This is a genomic window from Rickettsia rickettsii (genome assembly GCF_001951015.1).
In the GTDB taxonomy this organism is placed as follows: Bacteria; Pseudomonadota; Alphaproteobacteria; order Rickettsiales; family Rickettsiaceae; genus Rickettsia; species Rickettsia rickettsii.
Genome location: NZ_CP018914.1, coordinates 477589 through 496769, shown reverse-complemented (window position 1 = coordinate 496769; position 19181 = coordinate 477589). Strand labels below are relative to the sequence as shown.

The window sequence follows — 19181 nt, the reverse complement described above, 5'->3', positions numbered from 1 at the left end:
CTACTCTTCAAGTTCTTTACGCGCGAAAGGAAGTACGGATAAATTTTCTTTAGTAAGAATATCTTGTTTAACAAATGATTTAAGGTTAATAAATAAAGTTAAGTCTTTCATATCCCCAAATGGAATATCTTTCGGTTCTATTCCTTGTAAGATTTTTTTTGCCATTAAACCTGCTTCTACGCCTATTTGCTTCTCTTGTACTCCTACCGCAATAGTTGCCCCGCTCATTACCGAACCTTCATCGGAAGCAATTATCGGAATACGGCGTTTAAATGCTTCTTGCTTTAAAATATTAATCCCACTGACTATTAAATGATCTTTCAAAATTATAAAACTCTGCGTATTTTCAGGAGCATTTTTTACAGCCACAGGCATATCATTGAAATTTTGTATCATTACCGTGTGCAGAGAAATATTGTTTTTTCCAGCATATAATTTTAACATTTCTACTTCAGGTATAACTTTCTCGCTACTGCTATAAATTAAAGTGATATTCTGTAAAACAGGTAATTTACTAATGGTGTCAGTGATTTTTATCTCATCGTTAACACCAGTAACTAAAGGTAGGTTTTTACTATTAATCATAGCAGCAGCACAAACAATCGGTTTATTTGTTATATGAGAAATAACAGTTTGGCTGGCTGTCGTGCCTATTGGAATTATTACATCAATATCCTGATCTTTTATTTGCTTTATAATGGCAAGTAAAATATTAGAATCAGCATGAGCATTTTTAACTATAATTTCTGCATCTATATCTTTTAGCGACTCTTTAATTCCTGATATAATCTCAGTCATTGCGGCATGTTCAAGTGGAACAATAACTGCTACTTTTTTTTGATCCGCATAAACTGCAGCTGTGATGAATAAAACAAAAAGACAAGAAAAAAATTTTTGAAAAATATTAGAGATAAACATTTTAATATCCTGTTATAAGTTATAATTTAATAATCAAAATTTAAATTTGCATATAGCAAACACATAAACGCAAAAAAATTATCTACGCCAACGCCAATTTTGTATTAAACTATTAACCTTTAAAGATATCATAAATATTTTTAACTGTAGAAATATAAAGTAAAGATAAAAAACTTAGCTTTCTTTGACTAGAAGCTAAATAGTCAAGAAAGCTCTACCTTAGAGGCTATCTGTAAATAAGTTTTAATTGGTAATTAAATTATTTTTTACTGCAAATTGTAAGACTTTTTTGAAATATAAAGTAATATTCTTTCAAAAATCTTATCAATTTTCACTAAACAAGCTCTTTAATTACCAATTAAAACTTATTTACAGATAGCCTCTTAATTTTTAATGTTTAGCACTATTTTTAGATTATGTCAATAACCAATAAATAGTACTAAAAAATTACTTGAGATAGCCTATACTTCGATGTCATGACCGCTTTTACGAAACGTTATTATTGCATAAAGTTGTTGCACGGCTACAAACAACCTACTCGATGTCATACCGTGGCTTGACCACGGCATCCATAAAAGTAACTTTAAAATACTAAATTTTTAGTATTTTAAATTGGATCCCGCGATCAAGTCTCAGGATGACAGGGGTGGAATCGATCCACGCAGGAATGACCTAAACAAGCCATTAACCCTCTTAATGACGATTCAGTACCCATGCAGCAAGGCTTGCAAAATGAAAAAGGAACTCATTTCTTAAACTATGCATTTTCTGTTTGTTCTAATACCGTTTGCCCTAGTAATTGCGATAGAACATCTTGACCTGCTTCAGTCCAACTTACAGGTGGCTCTTCGTTTGGTAAACCTGTACCATAACGATCATTAAATACTCTCACTGCTTGCTGAGTAAATTGATCAAATGTACTTGTGGATTCTACTCCATAGCCATATTCTTTTAAATTTTCCTGTAAAGTATTAACTTTTTCTCCAGTACTATCAAGACTTAATAATAATTTACTCTTTTGCTCTTGCGTAGTCTCAAAATATCTACCAAAACCAGCTTCAGCTAATTCTTTCCAAGGAAATTTTGATCCAGGAGCTATATGAGCATTGCCCTCTCGGTTTACAGTTACTTCACCAAGACCGACTAAATCATGTTTTAAATCTAAATTTGGATATCTTTCTGTTACATCCTTAAGAAATTCTTTTAATTGCCCTATTTGCTCTTCAGGAAAATCACTTTTTGCATCATTAATAAGCATGACTCCAATACCAAACTTATTAACACCTACTTCTCCTTTCCAACTACTCTTGCCTGCATAAAAAGCTTGATCTGTTAAATCATTATGATATTCTTTTTGAGTCCCATCCTTATCAATTATGTAATGAACACTTGCACCTCGCTCATCCAATACTTCACGAACAGTCTTAATATCCTTGCTTACAGAATAAGTAATTACTACACAGGTAGGTTTTACTCCTTCCGGTCTTGGGGCCATATATTTACAATTTGGACTATTGGTATTACTAATACCGTTATTTTCAATAGCCTTACTTTTACTCATAACCTTCCTCCAATATATTTAATAATTGTTGACGGTTCAGAATTTACTAAACCTTAATAAAAATTAATACTTTGGTAATGCTAAGTCAATGAAAATTTAAATATTATTCCCAAGGTATCGATACTGATCTGACACGTTCAATGATTATTTTTCTAATATTTGTAGTAAATGCTCTAGTTAACGATAAAAGTGCTCTTTCCATAGTCCTTGATAATTCTTTATAATCAAAAGAGACGTCATGTTCATATTGCCCTTCTGCTTAAGCAATATTATTTAAGAAATCACTTTCTATTTCTTTGAATAGATATTCAATTTTATTATTAGGAGTATTTTCATTGTCAGCTTTTAACTTTTCTTCTTCAGAACTATTAAAGAAATATTTTAAAGGCGTATTGAAAACTTTTGCAAAAACATATAACCTACTTATAGGTATATTACTTAAACCTTCTTAATATTTTTTAACTTGGAGAGCACTAATATCGAAAAAGCTTGCCCTAATTCTTTTTGGATAATACCTACAGCAAGACGTAGTTCTTTTAAACGTTCACTTGCGAGTTTGTCTGGATGTTTTATTGAATCATTCATTTTAACAATAAGCTTTAATTAAAAATTAATTATTGATAAAGGCTATTCAACTTTAAATGCAGTATATATTACTTTATATTTAATCAAGCAACTTTATTAAAAATTTAATATAATAATACTAAAACCCTTTGTTATCAAGAATCAAGGCTAATAAATAATTAATTAAAAGTATAAAAACGATGAGTAATAAAATAGTAAAATTACCGAATTGCGAGAATATAGTGGGAGAGATTAGTTTTTTAGGAATTAAACCTTGAGTATCATTTATTTCATTTAGATTTAGTTTTTTTATTGTTCTGCCAAAAGGATCTACTATAGCTGAAATACCGTTATTCGCTACTCTAATCATAGGTAAACCGTTCTCTACGGCTCTACTTCTACTAATATGAAAATGCTGATATGGACCGCTGGATTTACCATACCATGCATCATTTGTAATATTAATTATTACATCGGCTATTTCATTATTCGTCCGTACAAAATCAGGAAAAATAGATTCATAACAAATTAAAGGTTTAATTTTAAGATTATATTTTTCAAGATACACAAGCCCTCCGTTTCCTTCTTTATAATCAATTAAACCATGAGTTAATTTTTTAAACGGTAGTATCTTTTTAAGGGGCATATACTCACCGAAAGGTACTAAATGTGATTTATGGTATTCAAATAATTTATGATTATTTTTATCAAGAGCATACATAGCTGAGTAAAGTTCAAACTCATCACCTTGTTTTTTATTATCCGAAATTCCTCCTGTTATCAAAATAGCATTTGTAGAATTTAGCATTTTTAATAATTTTGATTTAACTTGTGGTATATCATCAGGTACTACTAATGCTGCCTCAGACCAAATAATTAAATCGGTAGGTTCCAAATTTTCTGATAAATTAATATGTAGCATTAAATTATGCCAAAATTCTTCTTCATTCCATTTTGCGGTTTGAGGTATTGAAGGTTGCACTAATCGTACTTTTATATCAGTGAAATTTGTATGGTTATTACTTAGCCTTACTGCTCCATAAATGACAATGATGGTTAATACTAGGACTGAACTAGCTAGTAATATTTTTAACTGAGTAAATTGCTTGCTAAATAAAGGATAAGCTGATGTAGAAATATATATAACTATAAAACTAAGCCCATATATCCCTATTATACTTAAAGGCTGTATTAAAATATCTGAAAACGAAAAAGCATAACCAATCAAATTCCAAGGAAGACCGGTAAAAATCCATGAACGTACCCACTCAAATAATACCCAACATAAACAGAATATAAATTGGTAATATTTATTATTTTTAGCAAAAAAACTAAGCGTGCAGCTTGCCGATATAAAGCAAGCTAAAACTATAGGTAGTCCAAATAACGCAAAAGGAATTGCCCACCAAAAATCTGCAATATAAACGCTAACACCGATACTTATCCAATATATTCCACTTAAAAAATGCCCAAAACCAAATAAATAACCAAATTTTGTGGCTTCTTGCCAATTTTCGGATTTTTGAACTATATAACATAAGTAAGATAACGTTAATAATGCCGGTATAAAGAAAGTCGGAGCAAAAACTAAACCGCTTAATATCCCTAGCAGTAAACATATGATTTTAGGTTTATACATTTTTATCGATTATTTGTTTACAAAATAATACATCATGCTATCATTTCAGCAAGTTTTAATATAATGAGTAAATAAATGACTACAGGATTACTACAAGGAAAAAAAGGCTTAATTACAGGTATTGCAAATAATATGTCAATATCGTGGGCGATTGCACAGCTTGCTAAAAAACACGGAGCAGAGCTATGGTTTACTTATCAATCGGGAGTACTAGAAAAACGAGTTAAACCACTCGCTGAGGAAATAGGTTGTAATTTTGTTAGCGAACTTGATGTTACGAAGCCAAAATCAATTAGTAATTTATTTGATGATATACAAGAGAAATGGGGTAGCTTCGATTTCTTACTTCACGGTATGGCTTTTGCCGATAAAAATGAATTAAAAGGACGTTATGTTGATACTAGCTTAGAAAATTTTCATAATTCTTTACATATATCATGTTACTCTCTTTTAGAACTCTCAAGGTCCGCAGAAGCCTTAATGCATAACGGCGGAAGCATTGTGACATTAACTTACTACGGCGCTGAAAAAGTTATACCTAATTATAACGTTATGGGAGTCGCCAAAGCTGCACTTGAGGCTAGTATAAAATATTTAGCAAACGATATGGGAGAAAATAATATTAGGGTAAATGCTATTTCGGCAGGACCTATCAAAACTTTAGCATCTAGTGCAATAGGTGATTTTAGTACTATGCTTAAATCTCACGCTGCAACTGCACCGTTAAAACGTAATACTACCCAAGAAGATGTAGGAGGAGCAGCAGTATATTTATTTAGTGAATTATCTAAAGGTGTTACCGGTGAAATCCATTATGTAGATTGCGGTTATAATATTATGGGAAGTAATAAATTATAAATTATTGTAGGGATTAATGTCATTCCCGCAAAAGGCCTGCTTGTGTAGACCAATAAAATCCACTGTATCACCCCGTAGCTTGACCACAGGGTCCATAAAAACAATAAAAATACTAATATTATTAGTATTTTAAGCTAGATCCCGTGAATAAATCACGGGATGACAATTGTATTTTTCAAGTCACACAACAAAATCATCACAATCCATGATTTCTTTTTTTGAGGTGTTCAGGTTTTGGAGGAACAGGCGGTTTTTTAGATTTTGCCTGAACCTTTTTAGCCTCTAACGGCAATGCCAGATTATTGAATCTATTTAACTCTTTTGAGATTTGTTTTAACTGTTCTTGTACTTCTATCTTTAAAGGAGTATAAGAATTTTTCATTTCACTATTTATTATTGTGCCTATTTTCTCAAGATTTTCTTTAGAAATAGAATATGATTTTATACCTATATAATTAACAATCTTTGACCACCAAGTTTGTCCTTTATCTAATCCTTGATATATTACATCTACTAAATCATTTTTTTTGAATGTTAATATATAATCAGAAGCGCCTTCTAAAGATTTAGATAAATGCCTTTTTATTTCTCCTTGTCTCTTATCTTCAATATTTACTTTTTTGTCTTTCTTGAGTTTTGTTATTGCTTTTTCAATTATTGAAGATATCTTAGTTTCTTTTCCTTCATGTGCTTTATTTTCTAAATTTGCTTTGGTATTAAAATTTATATTAGTTCCTATTTTAGCATCTACTAATTGTTTAGCATACTTACCGTTAGGATCTTGTATTTCTCGCTCTATCTCAGCGGATTTTAAACCTAATTTTGTATATATATCTGATTCTCGGAAAAGTGGAGCATATAATAAAAAATTAATACTTTGAGCTATTCTACTATCTATCAAATCTTTAGAATCTCTTTTGGGATAAAATTTTTCTTGTAAAATACTATAGTGATCTAATATTTCCTGTGTTATATCTTTTACATCAAGAGATTGTAATTCTCCTTTATCATTAAATTTTGCTTTCATACCTGAGCGTTTGGCTTCCAATAATAATATTTCTTGAAAAACTTTATTATTAGGAGTACGACAAACGAAATTAGGATCGTTATCCGGCATTAATTCATTTGCATTTTCCATTATTGCTTGATTGAGTTTATGTAATTGCTCTTTATTAAGTTTTTTATCTAACAAACTTATAAAAGCTTCTCTTTGTTTTTGCTTACTTGCAGTACTAAAAGCCTGCTGCATCTTTTGCAAAACAACAAAATCAAAATTTTTGTTACCTATTTCTTGGATAACTAAATTTGCTAAATTTTTTGTTTCAGTATTCACTGTTTCTTTTTTATTTTTTGCAGCCATTTTAGTATTAATCTCACTTATAATTAAATATTAATGATAGATTAAATTAATTTCTAGATGTTTTTACTATATTTATAATCAAAACTTTAAAACAGTATCTAGCAAGTCATACTGGTTCTGAGCTATTACCCAAAATTTCTATTGATTCTATTGTTTCATTATGCGATTGACTATGCATTACTAAATCTAAAATATTTGAAGATGCTAAATTGCTAATATAAACACCTTGTACATCATTTAATACATAATCAACCACTAATAATTTAGAATCAGCAGAAGTTCCATATAATGACATTTTTGCCTCAAATAATTTTTTAAATGTATCTAATTCAAGTAATTCTTCACATACAGCATGTTCTTTAATATCTCTACTTACAAATAAACTCATTATGCTTCGTGCTAAACTATTTTTAATATACAAGCCTTTTAAGCATTCAATAAAATGTTCAAAAAAATTTAGTTCTTCAAAAGGAATGTTGAAATCAGGTAATAATTCTTGATATAATTTTTGCTGCAATTCCTTTTTTTCAATTAGTTCTTCAAAAGGAATGTTGAAATCAGTGAACAATTCTTTATATAATTTTTGCTGCAATGCCTCCTCCTCAAATTTTTTCAAATAGAAATGATCAATTAATAGCTTGTAAAGCTTAAGTATCACACTAGGAAAGTTAATTTTCAAAGTTCCTTTTTTATCAATTTCTACAGTAAACCTGTTTTCTTTTGCCTCTAAATATATTAGATCTCGAAATATACTATCCTCTTTTGTTCTACGAAGTAAAAAAGCTGTATCTTTAGAATCAACTAAATCTAAAGCATGTTTCATTATTGTTGCATTAAGCTCATGTAACATATTGTTAGATATCACCTCTGCTGCATCTGCTAGAAAAGATTTTTTATCATCTATTTTTAATTTCCTTAAATTTTCTAGAACTTCTAAAGTTATTTCACCTTGTTGAATTTTTTTAAGTAACTCATAATAGTTGCTAAATTTTACTTCTTGATTTTTACATCCTAACCCACCATAAACATTGCATCCTGATTCTTGCTTTTGAGCTAATCCAGTATATTCTGTTTCAATTTCTCTAGGTTTACTAATACAAGAGTTCATAATGTCTTTTAGCTTCATATAATTTTTCCTTACATTTAATAAGGATTATTATATTTAGTTAAGAAATATTAACAAGTACTTTATAGAAGATTAAGATAAATTAATTTTTATTGAGAGGATGATGCAACAATGCTTTTTTGAGATGATTAGTTTGAAGATGAGTATATATTTGGGTAGTAGATATATCAGCGTGACCAAGCAGCTCTTGAATTACTCTTAAGTCTGCTCCGCCCTCAAGCAAATGACTTGCAAAACTGTGACGTAATATATGCGGAGAAATATACTCAGGGTTAAGTCCTGCATAAAGGGCAGCAGATTTTAACAGAATAGCAAAATTTTGCCTAGTCATATAACCCGCTAAAGCTGATGAAGGAAATAAATAAATTAGATTTCTTGGTTTAGCTTTATTCACAAAAACATCTCTAATTGCAAGATATTTAGCAATACTGATAACTGCCTGTTCATTTATTACTATGACTCTTTCCTTATTACCTTTACCAAGTACCGAAAATATTTTTCTTACTTCTCCTTTAGACGTTTTATTAGTCAGAATATCAGCAAGCTTAAGACTCACAAGCTCCGAGACTCTAAGACCGCTAGCATAAAGCAAATGAATCATAGCATTAAGCCTGATACCTTCAGGAGAATTATCTTGAGAGCAATGTTCAAGTAACGATTTAATTTGAGCTATAGATAATATTTCGGGAAGTTTATTTTGATATTTAGGCAAATCTACGTTAAGAACCGGATTAAACGCGGTATGGTTTTCGCTAATTAAAAATTCATAATAACTTTTTATAGTTGAGATTTTTCTGTTGATTGAGCGTGCTTGCAAATCATTACTTGCTAGATACTCAATCCAGTCTCTAATATTCTCAGTAGTAATATTTAATTCGGATAATTTGTGTTTAGCAAGATAATTTTGAAAATCGAATAAGTCACGCTTATAGCTCAGTATAGAATTTTTTGACAATGCTCTCTCGGCTAAAAGCATTTCTAGGAATTGCGCAATAAATTCCATAAGATGTTTTAATTTCTATAATGGAGGCCAGGGTCGGAATCGAACCGACGAATAGAGGATTTGCAGTCCACGGCATTACCACTTTGCTACCCAGCCTAATCAGTGTCATACCACAATCCTATGTCATTCCCGCGAAAGCGGGAATCCATAAACGGATAATTGTATTTTTACTGGATTCCCGCTTTCGCGGGAATGACATAAATACTAACAACATCCATACAAAAAAGCAACTATTTTTATATTAAACTCCGAATCCTTGCAGGATATTTAAACGATTTATCCTTAATACAATTCAAGAACTGGCTAACTGAATCTACTATATCGTCATTTTTAATATGGGGAAAATTCAGTAATTCCTTTAAAATTATGCTTGATTGTTTAGGTATTAGAACACTAGCTGATTGCAATAAAGGAACTACCGAGGCGAATCTTGTAACTTTATCACAGCTTGGCTTAATCCCTATCACTCTAATATTACCACCTAAAAATCCTATATCTTGAATCAATTGTTGACCACTTGCTTTATCTTCGATTAATATAAATTTTGGCTGATATTCTCTAGCTAATTTTTCCGTCAAATTCTTAAGCTCAGGATAATTAATTTTTTGCCGTACTAATGATACTAGATAATATTTCTGCATCCCCCCATATATTACAAACACTATAATCGGAATCTTCGGAACTCTTAATTGCCGTATCCCAGCTGTGCACAAAATAATCAAATCTTGAAGGTAGATTTTCATAAAATCTAATATTTTCCATATTCAGTAACGATTACCTTTGTGCTATCGGTTCTTGTAAAATATTGAGCATTATCATTATAGCTACCTATTTCCTGCTCTAATTTCATTAAACAGGAGGTTCTTTAATAGCTGTCTAATAACTTTACCACTAAGATATTGATATTCTTTATTCATTAATTTAAAGGAGTAATCTTGCATGCTAATCGCCGGAATTGTTAAATGATGCCATGAATTGCTATTATTAAGTAGATAACCGGATAAATCATCCGTATGCAGACGCTGCATAACTAAAACTATCGCTCCCTTATTACGATTATTTAGTCTGCTAACAAAAGTTTGCTCAAACCAATCTATAAACTTTCTTACGTATTTTATAAGAATGAATTTGCGTGGGGTTATGAGGATCATCGATAATTAAGATATCACCGCCCTCACCTGTTGCCGATCCTCCAACCGATGTTGCAAATCTAAAGCCATTAGCTGTTGTTAAAAACTTACTTTTTTGATTATGGGGTTTACTAAGGATAGTACTTGAAGTTCTTTATACCAATCAGAATTTAAAATGAACTGACAATCTAGTGAGTGTTTAATGCTAAGTATTTGAGAATAGCTGGCAACCATAATCCTTTTGGTAGGATTAACACCCCCAATAAAGAAGCAGGCCAAGCAACGCCAACACAAATAGATTGTAGTCAGCTCCTTGGCGGTATATTTTTTATTAAACGATTAATATCACCGCTTTGCACGGCATTTAAATAATCGGTAATTATTCTTATATGCTTACTTGGATAATACTCCGCTCCAGGATTAATAGTATTAAATTAATTATACAACTATAAAAATCCTGTCGTAAAATAGAATTTAAGAGTTCTTTAGAGTGGAGCATATTGTACCTACATAGTCATTGCGAGGAAAAATTGTAAGTTTTGACTAAGCAATCTCAGGCAAAATTCCTGAGATTGCCACGCTCCTTGAAATCGCTTGTAATGACCTTCTTATCATAAATTATCATTGCCATTAATCCCCTATAGTATATAATTTTGAAAAATAATATATTTATCTATGAAATTACTAAAAATTATTTTTATCATTACTATATGCATTAATTTTCCTATATTCGCAGAAAATTTAGAGTCGGTTACTACAACCGAAGATATTGAAAATGACGTATTTATCCCTCTTGATGAAAATCATCCTATTTTAAATCCAAACGATAATATTAATGATAGTTCTGAGTTTAAAAATTATACAAATGGCAAAATTATTGCTCTAAATAACATTACTGCTACTTCTGAAGAGATAGATTTTAAAGTCGGGGAAGAAAAATATTTCGGTAATATAAAAATCAAATTGCACAAATGTATAAAAAACCTTGATCCATATAATGAAGATAATTATTTGTTGATGACCATAACGGAATATAAAATAGACGAAGATCCTAATTTACTCTTTCAAGGATGGATGATTTCTTCAAGCATTTCACTTTCAACGTTTGAACACCCAATCTACGAAATTTTTGCTAAAGATTGTTTTTAGATGCAATATTTAATTTCAAGTTTAATATTTTTAATTCCAAGCCTTGGGATGCTGGCGGGCTTATCCGCTGCAGCTACTGTTACAATTTTTTTGCTTATATCATTCCTGCGAGGTATTAATCGTCATTGCGAGCGCCTGAAAGGAGCGTGGCAATCCAGTAACAATGTAATACCGTGGCTTGACCACGGTATCCAAAAAATAAAAAAAGACTGGATCCCACTACAAGCTCACGGTATGACAATGTTATTCACCGCTTGGTGCTTTATATCTTGTTTATTCGCAATTCATCTTATTAATAGCTTAGCTACTTTTACTCAAGTTTTTATACTCTTATTTCTTGGCTTTGCAGTTAGTAATTCTGCTCCTTTTCAAAATCGCTTACAGCTTAAAAAAGCCTTAATATTCGGAATTCTCACAGCAATATTATTATTCTTCATCGAATATTCTTCTAATGGATTTTTAACAAGAATATTCAAAACTAGTTTTGGCTTATATATGCTAGATCGTGGTTGTGCTTTACTTTCAATTACCGCTTGGGTAGCGATTATAATTTTACTTTCTAACGGTAAAAAACGACATACCTTAATGCTATATATATTAGTACTTTATTTACTAAGTATTTCCGATAGTTTGGCAAGTTTTTTAGGCTTCGGTATAGGAGGAGTAATATTTATTTTAACAAGATTTATGAAGCCGATATTTTTCAAATTAATCGCAATAAGTTTAATTACCGGCTCGTTACTATTTCCTGTGATAGCTAAACAAATAGAACCACAAGATTTATCTGAAAAATATTTAGCTACACAACCTTCCGCGGCTCATCGTTTATTTATTTGGCATTTCGTCGCAAACAAAATCATTGAAAAGCCGATTTTAGGCTATGGCTTAGCTTCTTCTAAATATATCGAAGCTGGTGATAGTGAAATGATCGATTACAATGGAGAAAAATGGCATCCTTTGCCGCTTCATCCTCATAATAATATATTACAAATTACTCTTGAACTCGGTATAATAGGTTTAATATTATTTTTATGCTTAGTTTATAAATATCTCAAACAAATTAGTAATCTCGAAAATAAAAATTTCAAGGCAATTTCCTATGCATGTTTTATAAATTACTATATTATCGGCATGATTTCATATAATATTTGGCAAATATGGTGGATATCAAGCGGTATTTGGGTACTAGTTTTAATGAAGCTACTAGTTAAACCTGATATTGTCATTGATAATTGATGCTATTTAAGGTAAATATAGAGTTAAGTGTCATTAAATCTACGTCATTGCAAACAGCCGTAGGCTGCGTGGCAATCTCAGGAATTTTTCCTGAGATTGCTTCGTCGCATTACTGTGCAATTCTTCTCGCAATGACGGAACAATATAATAAAAAACATATGCTACAAAACTTAGAACTTTTACAAGAATATCTACCGATTGCCATATTTTTCGGTATTGCGTTATTGGTTTCCGGTTTAATAATGATTCTACCTAACCTATTATCGACAAAAAAATATAATAAAGATAAGCTAGAACCTTATGAGTGCGGTTTTGAACCTTTTAGCGATGCAAGATCAAAATTTGACATATGTTTTTACTTAGTTGCTATTTTATTTATTATCTTTGATCTTGAAATTGCATTTTTAGTGCCTTGGGCTATTAGTCTTAATACGATAGGTCAAATAGGCTTTTTCTCAATGATGTTTTTCTTATTCGTACTTATTATCGGGTTCATATATGAATGGAAGAAAGGAGCTTTAGACTGGTAGTAATATGAAAAATAATTTTTATCAAGAAGACGAATTATTAAGTAATGAGCTTTCTAATAGAGGATTCTTACTCACTAAAGTTGATGACGTTATAGGCTGGGCGAGAGCTAATTCCTTATGGCCTATGACTTTTGGGCTTGCTTGTTGTGCTGTTGAGATGATGCAGGCAGCAGCAAGTAGATATGATATGGATCGCTTCGGTATGTTATTTAGACCAAGTCCAAGACAGTCCGACCTTATGATAGTTGCAGGAACGCTTACTAACAAAATGGCACCAGCTCTACGTAAAGTATATGATCAGATGGCTGAACCTAAATGGGTGCTTTCAATGGGTAGTTGTGCCAATGGCGGCGGCTATTACCACTTTTCCTATTCGGTAGTGCGTGGCTGTGATAGAATCGTACCGGTGGACGTATATGTCCCTGGCTGCCCTCCTACCGCCGAAGCATTAATTTACGGGCTGATGCAGTTACAGAAAAAAATTAAACGCACTACAGGTTTTAAGTATGACGCTAGACAAACTCATTGAAAGACTTGCAGCTAAATCTAACATTTTAATAACTCCGATCACGGTTAAAGATTACCTAGCTTATAAAATCGAGCCGAATTTTTTATTGCCGTTTTTAAAAGCTTTAAAAGAATCGGAAGAATTACGCTTCACTTTACTTACTGATTTATTTGGGGCTGATTTTCCTCAGAATAACGTAGTCAATTCAGTTGGGCTTGGCCACAAGGAGCAAGGCGCGAAGCCTATAACTAATAGGAGAACGACGAGCGACAATGTAGGCGAGTCCAAATCAATTGACTATAAAAGGTTTGAAGTAGTATATAATTTATTAAGCTTAAAATTAAATAAGCGTCTTATAATAAAAGTATATATATCTGAACAAGAAACTATACCTTCAGCAATGAGTATATTTAGTGCCGCTTGTTGGTATGAGCGTGAAGTTTACGATATGTACGGGGTAAATTTCGAGGGTAATGACGATAAAAGACGCATACTAACCGATTACGAATTTGAGGGGCATCCATTACGTAAAGATTTCCCGTTAACAGGCTATACACAAGTTAAATATGATGAGAAGCTAAAGAAAGTAGCTTATGAACCGGTCGATTTAGACATAGAATATCGTGAGTTTGATTTTAGCTCGCACTGGCATAGCCCGAGTTATGTATTGCCAGGTGATGAGAAGGCAACCAATGTCATTCCTGCGAAAGCAGGAATCCAGAAATAAAATGAATGTAATCCTGTGACTTGATCGCGGGATCCAGAAAAAATACAAAAGACTGGACCCCGTGGTCAAGCGAACTAGGTGACAGTAGGAAAAATACTATGACTAACAACACCAAAACTATAACTCTAAACCTTGGTCCACAGCATCCGGCAACTCACGGAGTTTTAAGGTTAATACTTGAGATGGACGGGGAAGTAGTAAATAATGCCGACCCTCATATTGGGTTACTTCATCGTGGTACGGAAAAGCTTATTGAGCATAAAACATATTTGCAGGCTATACCATATTTTGATCGTCTTGATTATGTTTCACCGATGTGTCAGGAACATGCATTTGCTTTAGCTGTTGAGTCGTTATTAGAATGCGAAGTCCCACGAAGAGCTCAGTTTATCAGGGTACTATTCTCAGAGCTAACAAGAATTTTGAACCATACTTTGAATATTGGCAGCCAAGCTTTAGATATCGGTGCTACTACTCCTTTATTATGGCTCTTTGAAGAGCGAGAAAAGATCATGGAATTTTACGAGCATGTTTCCGGCTCTCGTATGCATTCAAACTACTTTAGACCGGGCGGGGTTGTAGCAGATTTACCCGAAGGTTTACTTGAGGATATAGATAAGTTTATAGAACAGTTTCCTCCTAAACTTCACGATATTGAAAGTCTACTAAATGAAAATAGATTATGGAAACAACGTTTAGTAGATATCGGCGTTGTGTCTCAAAAAGAGGCAATGGACTGGGGGTTTTCAGGACCAATGCTTAGAGGTTCGGGTATAGCTTGGGATTTACGCAAGTCAAACCCTTATGACGTTTACGATGAAATGGACTTTAAAGTACCAATCGGCAAAAACGGTGATTGTTACGACAGATATTTCGTTCGTATGCTTGAAATGTACGAATCAATCAAGATAATCAAGCAATGTATAGAAAAAATGCCGAAAGGTGCAATTAAAACCGATGATCCTAAATTAACACCACCGACAAGAGCCAAAATGAAAGAATCTATGGAAGCAATGATTCATCATTTTAAGCTCTATACAGAAGGATATGACGTCCCAGCCGGTGAGACCTATAAAGCCGTAGAAGCCCCTAAAGGCGAATTTGGTGTATATTTATACTCGCGAGGAGGTAATAGACCTTATAGATGTCGTATTAAAGCACCCGGCTTTGCTCATTTGCAAGGACTAGATTTTATGTCTCAAGGTCATTTAATGGCAGATGTTATTACTATTATTGCAACGCTTGATATAGTATTTGGTGAGATAGATAGGTAATATATTTGTCATGCCGTGGGCTTGTACTTGCGTTGCTCTGTCATTCCTGCGAAAACAGGAATCCATAAAATAAAACTAAAAAACAAAAAATATATTGGGTATATATCTTATGCTCTAATAAGCATGGTACTTTATATATTGGTATTACTAATAATATAATAAGTCGTGCTTATGAACATAAACAAAAAATAATAAAGGTTTTACCTCAAAATATAATATTATAAAGCTTGTTTATACAGAAGAATTTACTGATATTCAGCACTTACAAGAAAAAAACTTGAAAAAATGGCAACATAGTTGGAAAATAGAACTGATAGAAAAAACTAATCCTGAATGGACAGATTTAATTAAATAGTTCTACGGATTCCTGCTTGCGCAGAAATGACATAAAACTATACCATACTAAAAATATATGAATACAAAAATTACAAATTTTACATTTGATAAGAAAAATTTAAATCTAGCAGAAGAGATTATAAAAAAATATCCACCGCATGGAAAAAGAAGTGCAATACTTCCGCTGCTTGATCTAGCACAACGTCAAAACGGCGGCTGGCTACCTGTTCCTGCTATCGAATATGTAGCAAATATGTTAGCAATGCCTTATATACGGGCTTATGAGGTTGCAACATTTTATACTATGTTTAACTTAAAGCGAGTTGGTAAATATCATATCCAAGTATGTACTACCACTCCTTGCTGGCTGAGTGGTAGTGATGATATAATGAAAATTTGCGAAAAGAAATTAGGTGTAAAACTCAAAGAAACTACTGAAGATCAAAAATTTACTTTAAGCGAGATAGAATGTTTGGGAGCATGCGTTAACGCTCCGGTCGTACAGATTAATGACGATTATTATGAAGATCTAACTCAAGAAAAAATGGGGGAAATAATAGACAAGCTTCAAAATGACTAGAATCTTATTATTATTACTTAGATTTTATCAATATTTCATTTCTCCACTACTTGGCAATAATTGCCGGTTTCACCCCACTTGTTCTGAATATGCCAAAGAAGCTATATCAATGCACGGCAGCATAAAAGGCTTGTGGTTTACCTTTAAAAGAATTATCAAATGTCAACCGTTTTGCGACGGCGGATATGATACAGTTCCAATCTCTATAAAAAATTCTAAACCACTTAATAAAAAAATATAAATTATGTTTATTGTAAACCTTAAATATACCTTAGGCTTAGATCTTTCTTCTATTGAAAATTTATTACGCAACATAGAAAATGTTTAGATACATGTTATGATAAAGGACATTTTATTAGGTCCTATACATCCAAGAATTGGCGGTATTATTTTAGCTAATATAGAAAAACTAAGTCAGCTTAAAGATATATTAAGAGAAGATCCTTTTTATATAAATAATATATCTGAATATGCAATTACTAACTTCACTCCTACAAAATGGAATAAGAATTTAAATATTTTTTTTCAAAAACATGAATAAACTAATCCCTTTACCTCGTGAATTTTTTGCAAGAGATACTAATGTAGTAAGCACTGAGTTAATCGGTAAAACTCTTTATTTCCAAGGTAAAACAGCTATCATTACTGAAACTGAAAGCTATATAGGGCAGAATGATCCTGCTTGCCATGCAGCAAGAGGGCGGACAAAAAGAACGGATATAATGTTTGGTCCTGCAGGCTTTAGCTATGTCTATTTAATTTACGGAATGTATTATTGTTTAAATTTCGTAACCGAAGCTAAAGGTTTCCCTGCTGCGACCTTAATAAGAGGCGTACATGTTATTTCGCCTGAAAATCTATACCTCAACGGTCCGGGTAAATTATGCAAATATTTAGGAATTAATATTTCTCATAATAAATGCGATCTCATAAATAACAACGAATTTTTTGTCGGCGATATCGGCTTAAAGCTACCCTACTCTACTACTGCTCGTATAGGTATTACTAAAGGCACGGATAAATTATGGCGTTATGTTGTTACAGATATCACTAATTTAATCTCTCAATATAATGTACAGCCTTAATAAGGTCATATTGATTTACGGCAAAAGGACCTCGAAAAGGTTTGTCTAATATAAATAATAACAAAAGCATTGATGATGAAGTGATACAAACTAAACCAACCGAAATCTTATGTAAATAAAGCTTGGTGCCAAGCATACAGACAAAAATTAAATTAATAGCAGTCATTATACATACAACTATCCAATATTGAATATTTAAGGAAAAATAGGACATTTTAATCCTTTTATACCTTACTGTATAAAGCTCTTTTATCTCTTCAATGATTTACCTGCTTAGTCAATAGCTGCATTTGCTCGCGTGCTTTATAAGCTTTTAGTCTCTTATTAATATCTTGGAGGAAACTAAGAACTTCATGACCGATTTGCTTGCCGTCTTTCATTAATTGCCATTCACGCCGCATTACACCTTTGGTATAATTTTTAATATCTAGATAAATTGTAGGCCTGGAAGCCAACCTACACTATCTGCAAGCCTCATCAACACTATAGATTCTGCTGCCACCCCTTCTTGTGCTTTATTAAAATTACCAAGTAAATAAATTAATACAAAACCGGTTGATACCGCATACATACTAACGACTACACCTGATCAAAACCCACCAAGACTTCCAAGCTCTTCTTTTTGAAAATTATTAGGAATAATGTATTTTGTTAAATATAAACATCCAACACAAAAACTCATCAAAACAATATTAGGAACGGTATAGATAAAGTCAATTATATGATTACATAGGTATTATTAACCATGTCCTGCTGAATATTTATGTAATATACTAGAAATAAGAGTTTGATAAGGTAATCCCTCATAAGCAGCTTTTTGTTTTATTCTCATTAAATCACTACTAGAAATACGAATATTTATTCGAGTATCTTTTTTTAAATAATTCGCTTCTGCCACTTGTGATATATGTTTCTCTTGTTCAAAATTTTTAATTCTTTGCCATTCATCATTTTCAAAAGACTCGAGCAATGCGCTTTCTTCAGCATCTAGTATTATATTTGATATATTCTCTTTATTTCTCATTACTTTTCCTATTTTTAGATATTCCTGAGTAGCTTTGTGACGTGGAATAATAGTCTTTAAAAAAATTGTTCTATCAACTTCACTAATAAAAGGCACTAAATAGGCGTATTCATTAAATTTAACTATATACATTTTTTGCTCTGAATATTTATTAGGATTTGGATGTTCTATTATATCCAATAAACAATTACTTTCTATAACTGATATTATTTCTTCAAAACTTACCTTGCGCTCACTTATTAACTTATAATTTTTTCAGCAGAAAAGCTATAATTACATTTCTTTGTCATCTTATGGTATTAGTACAATGTATGCTTTATGTCAACACTACACTTCCATCTCTTCTAAGACCACTGTAGAATCAGCAAGTTTAGTAATTTTTTCAATTTTTAACCGAGCTTCTTTTAGTTTTTTCTCACAATGATTCTTAAGTAAAATACCTCTTTCAAAGCTATTAACTGCCGTCTCTAGACTCTCTTGTCCGTTATCTATTTTTTTAACAATTTCCTCAAGCTCTTTTAAAGCTTCTTCAAAGCTAATATTTGCTTCTAAAGTTTTAGTATTAGTCATTTA

Annotated in this window: 24 protein-coding genes, 1 tRNA gene and 2 pseudogenes; 13 read left to right on the top strand and 14 right to left on the bottom strand. The window is 31.9% G+C overall.

Features of this window, described 5'->3' with window-relative positions:
• From BTU51_RS02855 to lnt, 4 genes are all read right to left on the bottom strand, one after another.
• Complete coding sequence (locus BTU51_RS02855) at window positions 1–918, bottom strand: ABC transporter substrate binding protein (RefSeq protein WP_012150695.1); 918 nt, start codon at window positions 916–918, stop codon at window positions 1–3.
• A 757-nt stretch (window positions 919–1675) separates the two neighbouring features.
• Window positions 1676–2479, bottom strand: a complete 804-nt coding sequence (locus tag BTU51_RS02850) for an N-acetylmuramoyl-L-alanine amidase (RefSeq protein WP_012150694.1) — start codon at window positions 2477–2479, stop codon at window positions 1676–1678.
• 438 nt (window positions 2480–2917) lie between these two features.
• A complete protein-coding gene (locus BTU51_RS08530; RefSeq protein ID WP_012150693.1) occupies window positions 2918–3064 on the bottom strand; it encodes a hypothetical protein in 147 nt (48 codons plus the stop codon).
• A 118-nt stretch (window positions 3065–3182) separates the two neighbouring features.
• On the bottom strand, window positions 3183–4682 hold the full coding sequence (gene lnt / locus BTU51_RS02840; protein WP_012150692.1) for an apolipoprotein N-acyltransferase: 1500 nt from the start codon (window positions 4680–4682) through the stop codon (window positions 3183–3185).
• A 75-nt stretch (window positions 4683–4757) separates the two neighbouring features.
• Here lnt and fabI point away from each other — a divergent pair, with 75 nt between their 5' ends.
• Window positions 4758–5540 carry an enoyl-ACP reductase FabI gene (gene fabI / locus BTU51_RS02835; RefSeq protein ID WP_012150691.1) on the top strand — a complete coding sequence of 261 codons (783 nt, stop codon included), beginning with the start codon at window positions 4758–4760 and terminating at the stop codon, window positions 5538–5540.
• 196 nt (window positions 5541–5736) lie between these two features.
• On the opposite strand, the gene BTU51_RS02830 is transcribed toward fabI, so the two are convergent.
• The 7 genes from BTU51_RS02830 to BTU51_RS09155 all read right to left on the bottom strand — a co-directional run bounded on the left by BTU51_RS02830 (window position 5737) and on the right by BTU51_RS09155 (window position 10180).
• On the bottom strand, window positions 5737–6900 hold the full coding sequence (locus BTU51_RS02830; RefSeq protein ID WP_012150690.1) for a DUF5410 domain-containing protein: 1164 nt from the start codon (window positions 6898–6900) through the stop codon (window positions 5737–5739).
• A 106-nt stretch (window positions 6901–7006) separates the two neighbouring features.
• Entirely contained in the window at window positions 7007–8026 is a 1020-nt protein-coding gene (locus tag BTU51_RS02825) for a DUF5410 family protein (protein ID WP_012262337.1), read from the bottom strand.
• An 82-nt stretch (window positions 8027–8108) separates the two neighbouring features.
• Window positions 8109–9029, bottom strand: coding sequence for a site-specific tyrosine recombinase XerD (xerD, locus tag BTU51_RS02820; RefSeq protein ID WP_012150688.1), 921 nt, complete (start codon window positions 9027–9029; stop codon window positions 8109–8111).
• A 21-nt stretch (window positions 9030–9050) separates the two neighbouring features.
• Window positions 9051–9125, bottom strand: a tRNA-Cys gene (locus tag BTU51_RS02815).
• A 140-nt stretch (window positions 9126–9265) separates the two neighbouring features.
• Window positions 9266–9670 (bottom strand): phage terminase large subunit, encoded by a 405-nt coding sequence (gene terL, locus BTU51_RS09165; protein WP_230453522.1) that lies wholly within the window; start codon window positions 9668–9670, stop codon window positions 9266–9268.
• On the bottom strand, window positions 9627–9791 hold the full coding sequence (locus tag BTU51_RS09160; RefSeq protein WP_230453521.1) for a hypothetical protein: 165 nt from the start codon (window positions 9789–9791) through the stop codon (window positions 9627–9629). The genes terL and BTU51_RS09160 overlap by 44 nt, the downstream gene beginning before the upstream one ends.
• 62 nt (window positions 9792–9853) lie before the next feature.
• Complete coding sequence (locus tag BTU51_RS09155) at window positions 9854–10180, bottom strand: hypothetical protein (RefSeq protein ID WP_041472432.1); 327 nt, start codon at window positions 10178–10180, stop codon at window positions 9854–9856.
• 192 nt (window positions 10181–10372) lie between these two features.
• Between BTU51_RS09155 and BTU51_RS09150 the strand changes: the two genes are divergently transcribed.
• The 12 genes and pseudogenes from BTU51_RS09150 to BTU51_RS02755 all read left to right on the top strand — a co-directional run bounded on the left by BTU51_RS09150 (window position 10373) and on the right by BTU51_RS02755 (window position 17584).
• Window positions 10373–10531 (top strand): hypothetical protein, encoded by a 159-nt coding sequence (locus BTU51_RS09150; protein ID WP_230453751.1) that lies wholly within the window; start codon window positions 10373–10375, stop codon window positions 10529–10531.
• 303 nt (window positions 10532–10834) lie between these two features.
• Window positions 10835–11308, top strand: coding sequence for a DUF2155 domain-containing protein (locus BTU51_RS02805; protein WP_004995979.1), 474 nt, complete (start codon window positions 10835–10837; stop codon window positions 11306–11308).
• Window positions 11309–12544: an O-antigen ligase family protein gene (locus BTU51_RS02800; RefSeq protein WP_012150687.1), complete on the top strand. Its 1236-nt coding sequence runs from the start codon at window positions 11309–11311 to the stop codon at window positions 12542–12544.
• Between the two features lie 158 nt (window positions 12545–12702).
• Window positions 12703–13074: an NADH-quinone oxidoreductase subunit A gene (locus tag BTU51_RS02795; protein WP_014362330.1), complete on the top strand. Its 372-nt coding sequence runs from the start codon at window positions 12703–12705 to the stop codon at window positions 13072–13074.
• A gap of 4 nt (window positions 13075–13078) precedes the next feature.
• Entirely contained in the window at window positions 13079–13603 is a 525-nt protein-coding gene (locus BTU51_RS02790) for a NuoB/complex I 20 kDa subunit family protein (RefSeq protein ID WP_004995988.1), read from the top strand.
• Window positions 13581–14309 (top strand): NADH-quinone oxidoreductase subunit C, encoded by a 729-nt coding sequence (locus BTU51_RS02785; RefSeq protein WP_012150685.1) that lies wholly within the window; start codon window positions 13581–13583, stop codon window positions 14307–14309. Before BTU51_RS02790 ends, BTU51_RS02785 begins: the two co-directional genes overlap by 23 nt.
• A 98-nt stretch (window positions 14310–14407) precedes the next feature.
• On the top strand, window positions 14408–15583 hold the full coding sequence (gene nuoD / locus BTU51_RS02780) for an NADH dehydrogenase (quinone) subunit D (protein WP_014362466.1): 1176 nt from the start codon (window positions 14408–14410) through the stop codon (window positions 15581–15583).
• 89 nt (window positions 15584–15672) lie between these two features.
• Window positions 15673–15938: pseudogene (locus BTU51_RS02775) on the top strand (GIY-YIG nuclease family protein).
• 57 nt (window positions 15939–15995) lie between these two features.
• Complete coding sequence (gene nuoE / locus BTU51_RS02770; RefSeq protein WP_012150683.1) at window positions 15996–16499, top strand: NADH-quinone oxidoreductase subunit NuoE; 504 nt, start codon at window positions 15996–15998, stop codon at window positions 16497–16499.
• Window positions 16492–16740, top strand: a complete 249-nt coding sequence (yidD, locus tag BTU51_RS02765; protein ID WP_012262333.1) for a membrane protein insertion efficiency factor YidD — start codon at window positions 16492–16494, stop codon at window positions 16738–16740. Before nuoE ends, yidD begins: the two co-directional genes overlap by 8 nt.
• Window positions 16741–16836: 96 nt before the next feature.
• Complete coding sequence (locus BTU51_RS02760) at window positions 16837–17040, top strand: YciI family protein (protein ID WP_012150680.1); 204 nt, start codon at window positions 16837–16839, stop codon at window positions 17038–17040.
• Window positions 17033–17584 carry a DNA-3-methyladenine glycosylase gene (locus tag BTU51_RS02755; RefSeq protein WP_012150679.1) on the top strand — a complete coding sequence of 184 codons (552 nt, stop codon included), beginning with the start codon at window positions 17033–17035 and terminating at the stop codon, window positions 17582–17584. Before BTU51_RS02760 ends, BTU51_RS02755 begins: the two co-directional genes overlap by 8 nt.
• Here BTU51_RS02755 and BTU51_RS09905 read toward each other — a convergent pair.
• The 3 genes and pseudogenes from BTU51_RS09905 to BTU51_RS02735 all read right to left on the bottom strand — a co-directional run bounded on the left by BTU51_RS09905 (window position 17550) and on the right by BTU51_RS02735 (window position 19178).
• A pseudogene (locus BTU51_RS09905) lies at window positions 17550–18266 on the bottom strand (bestrophin-like domain). The gene BTU51_RS02755 and the pseudogene BTU51_RS09905 overlap by 35 nt on opposite strands.
• 57 nt (window positions 18267–18323) lie before the next feature.
• Window positions 18324–18788 carry a hypothetical protein gene (locus tag BTU51_RS09130; protein ID WP_012150678.1) on the bottom strand — a complete coding sequence of 155 codons (465 nt, stop codon included), beginning with the start codon at window positions 18786–18788 and terminating at the stop codon, window positions 18324–18326.
• Window positions 18789–18935: 147 nt separating this feature from the next.
• Complete coding sequence (locus tag BTU51_RS02735; protein ID WP_004996011.1) at window positions 18936–19178, bottom strand: exodeoxyribonuclease VII small subunit; 243 nt, start codon at window positions 19176–19178, stop codon at window positions 18936–18938.
• Window positions 19179–19181 lie beyond the last annotated feature (3 nt).

Excerpts from the sequence above, each read along its gene's own strand:
- BTU51_RS09160 (WP_230453521.1), bottom strand. The coding sequence starts at position 9,791 with ATGGAAAATATTAGATTTTATGAAAATCTACCTTCAAGATTTGATTAT.
- BTU51_RS02735 (WP_004996011.1), bottom strand. The coding sequence starts at position 19,178 with ATGACTAATACTAAAACTTTAGAAGCAAATATTAGCTTTGAAGAAGCT.
- BTU51_RS02830 (WP_012150690.1), bottom strand. The coding sequence starts at position 6,900 with ATGGCTGCAAAAAATAAAAAAGAAACAGTGAATACTGAAACAAAAAAT.
- BTU51_RS02825 (WP_012262337.1), bottom strand. The coding sequence starts at position 8,026 with ATGAAGCTAAAAGACATTATGAACTCTTGTATTAGTAAACCTAGAGAA.
- BTU51_RS02760 (WP_012150680.1), top strand. The coding sequence starts at position 16,837 with ATGATAAAGGACATTTTATTAGGTCCTATACATCCAAGAATTGGCGGT.
- BTU51_RS02855 (WP_012150695.1), bottom strand. The coding sequence starts at position 918 with ATGTTTATCTCTAATATTTTTCAAAAATTTTTTTCTTGTCTTTTTGTT.
- xerD (WP_012150688.1), bottom strand. The coding sequence starts at position 9,029 with ATGGAATTTATTGCGCAATTCCTAGAAATGCTTTTAGCCGAGAGAGCA.
- BTU51_RS02785 (WP_012150685.1), top strand. The coding sequence starts at position 13,581 with ATGACGCTAGACAAACTCATTGAAAGACTTGCAGCTAAATCTAACATT.
- BTU51_RS02805 (WP_004995979.1), top strand. The coding sequence starts at position 10,835 with ATGAAATTACTAAAAATTATTTTTATCATTACTATATGCATTAATTTT.
- nuoE (WP_012150683.1), top strand. The coding sequence starts at position 15,996 with ATGAATACAAAAATTACAAATTTTACATTTGATAAGAAAAATTTAAAT.
- BTU51_RS02795 (WP_014362330.1), top strand. The coding sequence starts at position 12,703 with ATGCTACAAAACTTAGAACTTTTACAAGAATATCTACCGATTGCCATA.
- lnt (WP_012150692.1), bottom strand. The coding sequence starts at position 4,682 with ATGTATAAACCTAAAATCATATGTTTACTGCTAGGGATATTAAGCGGT.
- yidD (WP_012262333.1), top strand. The coding sequence starts at position 16,492 with ATGACTAGAATCTTATTATTATTACTTAGATTTTATCAATATTTCATT.
- BTU51_RS02790 (WP_004995988.1), top strand. The coding sequence starts at position 13,079 with ATGAAAAATAATTTTTATCAAGAAGACGAATTATTAAGTAATGAGCTT.
- terL (WP_230453522.1), bottom strand. The coding sequence starts at position 9,670 with ATGCAGAAATATTATCTAGTATCATTAGTACGGCAAAAAATTAATTAT.
- nuoD (WP_014362466.1), top strand. The coding sequence starts at position 14,408 with ATGACTAACAACACCAAAACTATAACTCTAAACCTTGGTCCACAGCAT.
- BTU51_RS02755 (WP_012150679.1), top strand. The coding sequence starts at position 17,033 with ATGAATAAACTAATCCCTTTACCTCGTGAATTTTTTGCAAGAGATACT.
- BTU51_RS09155 (WP_041472432.1), bottom strand. The coding sequence starts at position 10,180 with ATGATCCTCATAACCCCACGCAAATTCATTCTTATAAAATACGTAAGA.
- BTU51_RS08530 (WP_012150693.1), bottom strand. The coding sequence starts at position 3,064 with ATGAATGATTCAATAAAACATCCAGACAAACTCGCAAGTGAACGTTTA.
- BTU51_RS02850 (WP_012150694.1), bottom strand. The coding sequence starts at position 2,479 with ATGAGTAAAAGTAAGGCTATTGAAAATAACGGTATTAGTAATACCAAT.
- fabI (WP_012150691.1), top strand. The coding sequence starts at position 4,758 with ATGACTACAGGATTACTACAAGGAAAAAAAGGCTTAATTACAGGTATT.
- BTU51_RS02800 (WP_012150687.1), top strand. The coding sequence starts at position 11,309 with ATGCAATATTTAATTTCAAGTTTAATATTTTTAATTCCAAGCCTTGGG.